The sequence below is a fragment of the Nonomuraea sp. NPDC049709 genome, from assembly GCF_040674815.1.
Taxonomy (GTDB): domain Bacteria; phylum Actinomycetota; class Actinomycetes; order Streptosporangiales; family Streptosporangiaceae; genus Nonomuraea.
On record NZ_JBFANM010000085.1, the window covers coordinates 39,841 to 47,936 of the forward strand.

General features: G+C 70.4%; 5 protein-coding genes. 3 read left to right on the forward strand and 2 right to left on the reverse strand.

All coding sequences use genetic code 11. From position 1 onward, the window contains the following. Window positions 1–247 precede the first annotated feature (247 nt). Complete coding sequence (locus AB0J69_RS51015) at window positions 248–2,182, forward strand: FG-GAP-like repeat-containing protein (protein ID WP_364133800.1); 1,935 nt, start codon at window positions 248–250, stop codon at window positions 2,180–2,182. Between the two features lie 4 nt (window positions 2,183–2,186). Here AB0J69_RS51015 and AB0J69_RS51020 read toward each other — a convergent pair whose 3' ends face one another. Beyond that, window positions 2,187–4,010 (reverse strand): BTAD domain-containing putative transcriptional regulator, encoded by a 1,824-nt coding sequence (locus AB0J69_RS51020; RefSeq protein ID WP_364133801.1) that lies wholly within the window; start codon window positions 4,008–4,010, stop codon window positions 2,187–2,189. 293 nt (window positions 4,011–4,303) lie between these two features. Next, complete coding sequence (locus tag AB0J69_RS51025) at window positions 4,304–4,978, reverse strand: hypothetical protein (protein WP_364133803.1); 675 nt, start codon at window positions 4,976–4,978, stop codon at window positions 4,304–4,306. Between the two features lie 176 nt (window positions 4,979–5,154). Between AB0J69_RS51025 and AB0J69_RS51030 the strand changes: the two genes are divergently transcribed. Further along, window positions 5,155–6,351: a HupE/UreJ family protein gene (locus AB0J69_RS51030; protein WP_364133805.1), complete on the forward strand. Its 1,197-nt coding sequence runs from the start codon at window positions 5,155–5,157 to the stop codon at window positions 6,349–6,351. A 116-nt stretch (window positions 6,352–6,467) separates the two neighbouring features. Continuing rightward, a complete protein-coding gene (locus AB0J69_RS51035) occupies window positions 6,468–8,012 on the forward strand; it encodes a metallophosphoesterase family protein (protein ID WP_364133808.1) in 1,545 nt (514 codons plus the stop codon). Window positions 8,013–8,096: the final 84 nt, after the last annotated feature.

The window sequence follows — 8,096 nt, forward strand, 5'->3', positions numbered from 1 at the left end:
TCGTGATCAAGGGGCCCGTCCGCGTGCCAAGCCGAGTCGGAGCGCCGCTGGCTCGTGGTGGAGCTCAGCCGAGCGTGGCCGGCACGACGCGGGACGTCGGAGAGCGAGGACGCGAAGGGCGCATTCCCGGGGTTCCGGTGAGTGCGGTATGCGGAGGGTATGTCGAGGCGGGGTTCGCGGCACCGATTCCTTGACGGATGAGCGGGCGGCTGGCGGAATGGGCGTCCGCAGCTCTGGAAGGAAGTCCGTGCGTCTCGCCCGCCCTCTCACCGCCACCATGCTCGTGGCCGCCGCCCTGTCCGTACCGCAAGCCGCGCAGGCCGCGCAGGCCGCCGGGTTCAAGCATCCTGGCGTCCTGGTCAGCCGGGCTCAGCTTGACTTCGTCAGGGTCAACCTGGGCAACGAGCCGTGGAAGTCGGCCTGGAACTCCATGCGGAGCAGTTCCTACGCCTCCCTGTCCTACGTGGCCAAGCCCCGCTCCGTCGTGGAGTGCGGCCCGGTGTCGAATCCCGACCACGGCTGTTCGGACGAGCGCAAGGACTCCATGGCGGCCTACACGCATGCCCTGCAGTGGTACCTCACCAAGGACGCCCGCTACGCGGAGAAGGCGATCCAGATCATGGACGCCTGGTCGGCCGTGATCACCAAGCACACCGGGGACAACGCGCCGCTGCAGACCGGGTGGGCGGGCGCCAACTTCTCGCGCGCCGCCGAGCTCATCAAGCACACCTACACCGGCTGGGCGGGGGCCGGCCGGTTCGCCGGCAAGCTGCGTACCGTGTACCTCCCGACCGTGATCGCCGGACGGCCGAACAACAACGGCAACTGGGAACTGATCATGACCGATGCCGCCATCGGCATCGCCGTGCACCTGGACGACCGCGCCTCGTTCGACCGGGCGGTCACGATCTGGCGCGGCAGGCTGCCCGCCTACATCTACCTCGCGACGGACGGCGCGGTGCCCAAGGCGCCTCCGGGCAGCAAGTACGACACCAAAGCCGAGATCGTCGACTACTGGCACGGGCAGACCAAGTTCGTGGACGGCCTGACCCAGGAGACGTGCCGTGACTTCTGGCACACCGGATGGGGCCTGGCGGCCATCTCCCACGTCGCCGAGACGGCCGGTCACCAGGGCGTGGACCTGTACGCGAAGGCCAAGCACCGGCTGCGCTTCGCGATGGACCTGCACGCCCGTCTGCAACTGTGCGGGACGGTGCCGTCGTGGCTGTGCGGCGGGAAGGTGACCCGCGACCTCGGAAAGCACTTCGAGGTCGGCTTCAACGCGCTGCACCACCGGCTCGGGTACGACGACGTCCCGTACGCCGAGAAGTGGGTCGAGCAGAGCCGCCCCGTCGGGGTGTCGCACTTCCTGGGCTGGGAGACCCTCACCCACGCGCAGAACCCGCAGTACGCCGGGATGGGCACGTCCGCCATGCCGGACTTCGACGCCGACGGCGTGGGCGACCTCTTCTCGACCGCCACCGGAACGCTGACCATCTGGAACGGCGAAGGCGGCAACAAGTTCGGCCCCGCCACCGCGGTCGACTCCGGCTGGAGTTCCTTCAGCCGGCCGGTCGCCGGCGACTTCAACGGCGACGGGCTCACCGACCTGATGGCGGCCAAGAAGGACAGCGGCACGTTGCACGTGTGGAACGGCAAGGGCGCCAACAGCTTCAACGCTCCCGTCGAGCTCGGGCCCGGCTGGGCACCGTACGCGAGCACGCTGATGTCGCTCGGTGACATCAACCAGGACGGCAGCACCGACATCGGCGCCGTGCACAGCGAGACCGGCACCTTCTCCTACTGGAACGGCAGGGGCGGCAACAAGTTCGGCCCCGGCACCGCGGTCGGGGGCGGCTGGGCCGCCTTCAGCCGGCCGGTCGCCGGCGACTTCAACGGTGACGGCATCGGCGACCTGCTCGCGGTCAAGAAGGACGACAACACGCTGCACGTGTGGAACGGCAGGGGTGCCAACAACTTCACCGGCGCCGCCGAGCTCGGGCCCGGCTGGGCACCGTACGCGGGCACGCTGATGTCGCTCGGCGACGTCAACCAGGACGGCAACACCGACATCGGCGCCGTGCACAGCGAGACCGGCACCCTGTACGTCTGGAACGGCAAGGGCGGCAACAAGTTCGGCTCCGCCATCGCGGTCGGGCCCGGCTGGAAATCCTCCTTCTGAGGGGTCAGGTGGTGGTGGGTTCGGGCACGTGACGGGTGGCCTGCTCGCGGGCGTAGAGGCGGATCAGGTCGTTCATCCGGTAGCGGCCGGGACCGGCGGCGTCGAGCAGGCGGACGTCCAGGAGCTGGGTGAGCGCCGCTTCCGCGCGGCGCTCGGGCCAGCCGGTGAGCGCGGACAGGACGGCCGCCGTGTGGACCGGGGTTTCCTGGAGGCCGAGCAGGAAGAACGCGTGGGCGGCATCGTGGCCAGCGGGCTCCTCGGGAAGGTGCTGGAGGCCGACCGCGATGGTGTCCCGCATCGACAGGTCGGCGTGTTCGAGGGCATCGAGGCGGCGGTCGGGGTCGGCGAGCTGGTCGGCCAGACGGGACAGCGTACGGCCGGGGCGTGCGGCCAGGTGTGCCGCCGCAATGCGGAGGGCGAGGGGAAGGCCGCCACACCGCCGGACGATCTGGTGCGCCGCTTCCGGCTCGGCGCGGAGCCGGCCGGGATCCGCGAGGCGGGCGAACAGCGCGGCCGCCTCGGTGTGGCCGAGCCCGCCCAGGTGCAGGTGGCTCGGCAGGTCGGGTGCGGCCATGATGCGGCGGCTGGTGACGATGACCCCGCACGCGGGTCCGGCGGGGATGAGCGGCCGGACCTGGCCCGGGTCCAGCGCGTCGTCGAGGATGACCAGCAGGTTGCGCGTCGAGGTGAGGGAGCGGTAGCGGGCGGCGGCCTCGTCCAGGGTGGACGGTATGGCGGTGGCGTCGAGCCCGAGCGAGCGCAGCAGCCGGCGAAGGGCCTCGACCGGTGACAGCGGCCGGCGGCCGGCGGTGGCGGCGCGCAGATCGACGTGCAGGACGCCGTCGGCGAAGTGGCCGGCCACGGCGTGCGCGGCGTGGACGGCGAGCGCGGATTTGCCGACCCCGCCGGGGCCGTGGATCGCGGCGATGGCCGGCGCTCCGCGTACGGTGTCGGTGAGCGTCCTGCGCAGCCAGGCGACTTCGGCGGTGCGCGCGGTGAACGCCCGGGTGTCGGCGGGGAGCTCGGCCGGGATGACGGGCCTGGTGAGCGTCGTTCGCTGGGCCGGGGAGGGGAGATCGAGCACGGGGTCCCGGCGGAGCACCGCCTGCTGCAGCCGGCGCAACCCCGCTCCCGGTTCGATGCCCAGTTCGTCGACCATGGTGCGGCGCGTCTCCTGGTACACCGCGAGGGCTTCGGACGACCGGGAGGCCCGGTGCAGCGCCAGCATCAGCTGGGCGCGGGGGCGTTCGCGCAGCGGGTGGGCCTCGGCGTGGGCCGTGAGCACCGGCACCACCGCGCGATGGTCACCGGCCGCCAGGCGGAGGTCGACATGGTCCTCCAGCACCGCCAGCCGCTCCTCGTTCAGGCGCGCGGCCTCGACCTGGGCCCATGAGGCGGTCAGGTCGGCCAGCGCCTTGCCCCGCCACAAGGCCAGCGCCCGCTGGAACAGCGCGTCCGCCCGCGTGATCTCGCCCTCGGCCCGGGCGGCACGCGCCTGGTGGGCCAGCAGCGTGAACAGGTGGGCGTCGATGCGCTCGCTCGCGAGATTCAGCTGGTAGCCGCCGGAGACGGTCGCGATGATGTCGTCGTCCTGGTGCGGTGAGAGCAGGCTGCGCAGCTTCGACACCACGATGTGCAGTTGTTTGTCGGTCGTCGTCGCTGTGCTCTGGCTCCATACCTGGAGGAGGAGTTCCTCGGTGAGAACCGGCTGCCCGGCGCTCAACGCCAGCCTGGTCAGGACCCCGAGCCGCCGCTCACCGGCCACCTTCACCGGCTCGCCGTTGGCCGTGGCCTCCCATGGCCCCAGGAATTTGATCTCCAGTCCCATCAGGCTCTTCTGTCCTCTCGGATGACCGACGCGAACGGAAGGAGACAGCCGCTGGTAGACGCAGGAACAACCGGTCCGTGCCGTCGGCTCTCCTGCCCGGTGACCCCGACGCAGGGCACGAACGATCCCGGCACCCCGCCGGAACATGGCCCCGGCCCTCGATGACGCCGCCCCCGACCTCTGGTCGTCACCTTACGAGGGTGCGGGGCGCGCCGGTGTCGGGTGAACGCCCTACAACGGGGCGCTTCCGGTCCGCGTTTCCCGCCTGACCGATCAGTACGAACCAGGAGAAGTCAGTCGAGCCAGATCACGATCCCGGTCAGGCCGTGGAGGACGGCCGAGACACCGGCCCGGACGGCGCGTCCGGCGCGCTCGGGGGTGAAGGTGGCCGGATCGTACGCCGAGGACATGCCCAGCCCCTCGCCGCGGAACGACGCGCCGGTCCAGTCGGCGGCGGTGACGTTCGCCGTGGGCTCGGCCAGTTCGGCGCCGATCACGAGGAACTGCTGGTCGAGGTGGTTGGCGGAGACCAGCGCCAGGGGGTCGACGAGATCGTTGCCGGCGCTGATGACGAGGTCGGGCGCCAGGTCGATCGCGTCGCTGATGCGCGCGACGTACTCCGCCGGCGCCGCGGCCGTGACCGTCTTGAGGCTGACGTCCTCCGCCTGCGCCCACTCCGTCACGGCGTTCACCAGCGTCCTGGTCTGGGCGTCCTTCCCGGCGGTGAGCAGTACCACGCGGTAACCCTCCGACGGGTGGACCCCGTCCCACGAGCGGGGCCGTGGCGTGATCGTGGCCTCCGGCGAGGGCGGGGTGGCGGGATCGTGGAACCCGGGGCCGAGAGTGCCGACGGCCGTGGGCTTCTCGTGCGGCCGGGACCAGTCGTCACCCGGGGAGCATCCGCCGACCAGAACGGCCGTCGCGACTGCCACGGCCAGCGGGCCGGCGGGCAGAAGCCGAAAGCGCATGGGGGATCGTTCCTCCGAGGTGACGGGAAAGTTCGTCTATTTCCTACCTCATTGCGACCTATGTTCAGAGATGGGAGTTATTTTCGCCCGACGTGGTTCATCGATGATTCGCGCACGAGTTGACGTTCGTTCATCTGAGCCGAGCAGATTGCGGTCGTTAACCGTAGAGGAGTCACATGTTCCACGCCGCTCGGCGTCGTGTCTGTGCCGTCGTCGCCGCCGTCGCCGTGGCCGTCCTGCTCAGCGCCGTCCCCGCCCTTGCCCACGGGTTCACCTCGACCGTGTACGTGGACCTCACCTCGGCCGGGGCCGGGCACGTCCGCTCCGCGCTCGGGCTGGAGTACGACCTGCTCGTCGTCTCGGCCGCGGACGCCCGGAAGGACGATCCGCTCTTCCGGGCGGGCACCGCGGCGTTCGAGTCCGGCGACGCGGCGGAGCAGGCGGCGGCGCTCGACGCCCACGCCGACTCGGTCGTCGCGTACGTGACCGAGCGCTTCGCCGTCACGGCCGAGGGCCGGGCGTGCGCCCCGGCGCGGGAGGGCGGGTTCACGATCGAGCAACGCGACGGCGTGCCGTACGCGCTGCTGGTCCTCGACCAGCGGTGCCCGGACTCCGCCGAGGCGCACGAGGTGCGCAGCGGGCTGTTCCCGGACTCCGAGGAATACGTGCGCGACACCAAGACGGTGGTCACCTACGACCTCGACCTGACCTCCGGCAGCGCCGCCCTCGACGCCGCGCGCCCGTCGTTCTCCACGCAACAGTCGTGGGCCGAGCGGTTCTGGGAGTTCTTCCGGCTCGGGGCCGAGCACCTGCTCACCGGGCTCGACCACATCCTGTTCCTGCTGGCGCTCATCGCGGGATCGCGCCGGCTGCGCGAGATCGTGCTGGCGGCGACGACCTTCACGCTGGCCCACTCGGTGACCTTCATCCTCGCCGCCCTCGGCCTCGTGCATGTGCCCGCGTCGTTCGTGGAGCCGGTCATCGCCCTGTCGATAGCAGTCGTCGCGGGCTGGCATCTGTGGCGGCTCCGGCAGCGGCGATCGCATGCCACGGACCTGGGGCAGACCGGTCTGGATCGCGCGGGCCGGGCGCGGCTCGCGGTGGTCTTCTGCTTCGGCCTCGTGCACGGTCTCGGCTTCGCCGCGGCCCTGGGGATCGACCAGCCCCTGTCGTGGACGCTGCTGTGGTCGCTGCTGGTGTTCAACGTGGGCATCGAGGCCGTCCAGCTGGCGATCATCGTCGTCGTCTTCCCGCTGCTCGCCGTGCTGCGCCACCGGCGGCCGGTCGCGGGCCTGTGGACGACCGGGGTGATCGCGGCGGGAGTGACCGTGATGGGCCTCGTGTGGTTCGTGCAGCGGATCTTCGGCGGCTGAGTGCATCACATCTTCCGTCAAGCGCAACGACGTGCCCGTCCAGGGTTCACCTTCAGGACATCAATCCCAGAAAACGTGACAAAGCTCTTTAACACCCCTTAATGGACGGAACCCCGATGAAGTTCGAAAATCGGACACAGGGCCTCGGGCCGGTCCGGCGCCGGGTGGCCGTGGGCGCCACCGCCGCTGCCATGGGCATCACCGCGATGCTCGGCAGCGGCCTGGCGACCGCGGCCCACGCCGCCGACACCGCCAAGCTCACCGGCATCGTTCTCGGTGTGGGCGCCGGCGAGTCGCAGCGTGCCGTGTCCTGGTACTCCTCGACCGACACACCCCAGATGGTCCAGGTCGTACCGACCGCCAAGCTGAAGCACGGCGAGTTCGACAAGCACGCCGCCACCTTCCCGGCCACGATCACCGCGAACAAGGTCAACGGCGGCTACAACGCCCACGTCACCATCGACGGCCTGAAGAAGAAGACCAAGTACTCCTACCGCGTCGGCTTCGAGGGCAACTGGTCCCCGACGTACTCCTTCGAGACGCAGGACTTCAAGGGCGACTTCGACTTCCTGTTCTTCGGCGACCCGCAGATCGGCGCCTCCGGCAACGTGGCCAAGGACGCCGCCGGATGGGCGGACACCCTGAACGTCGCCCTCGCCGCCAACCCGAAGACCGCGCTCCTGGTCTCGGGCGGCGACCAGGTCGAGACCGCCAACACCGAGACGCAGTGGGACGCGTTCCTCGCGCCCGACAAGCTGCGCCAGTACCCCTGGGCCGCCACCATCGGCAACCACGACGTCGGCGGCAAGGCGTACGAGCAGCACTTCTGGACCCCGAACACCGACCGTTCCGCGCCCTACTACAACGGCGACGCGACGACCCGGTCGGGCGGTGACTACTGGTACGAGTACAACGACGTCCTGTTCATCGACCTGAACAGCAACGCCTACGCCAACGGCGCCGACGCCGCGCACATCCAGTACGTCACCGACGTCGTCAAGGAGCACGGCGACGCCGCCAAGTACACGGTGCTCGTCTACCACCACTCGATCTACTCGCCGGCCAGCCACGCCAACGACGGCGACAACCAGCAGCGCCGCAAGGACTTCCCGACCGCCTTCTCGAACCTCGGCGTCGACCTGGTCCTGCAGGGTCACGACCACGCCTACACCCGCAGCTACGAGATCAAGAACGGCCAGAAGGCGAACCCGAAGGAGCAGCCCGGCGCCGCCGAGGTGGTCCAGGGGCCGGGCGGCGTCATCTACGTGACGGCGAACTCCGCGTCCGGTTCCAAGTACTACAACCTGACCGCCCCGGACACGACCAAGGACCCGAACTACGGCCCCGACCCGCTGAACCCCAAGAGCCACTGGGCCAACTCGGTCGAGAACCAGGAGCACGTCCGTACGTACGTGAAGGTGCAGGTCCGCGACGACAAGCTGGTCGTCGAGAACCTGCGCAGCGGCACCTGCGCCGCCCCCAACGCCGCGGTCGAGCTGGGCCAGGAGGACTGGTGCGGCCCCGACAGCGGTGCCACCGCCGCTCAGCCGGTCGGCTCCACCGTCGACAAGGTGGTCATCCACCCGTACGACGGCAAGGGCGACCACGGCAAGTCCGACGAGCACAAGCCGGCCGCGGACGAGTCCGCCTGGCTCCAGTAGATGAACCGGGGTTGGGCCCGCCGCCCCCGACCCGGGCCCCCCCCCCCACAACCACAGGGCGACCCCCGACGATCAAACCAAAAC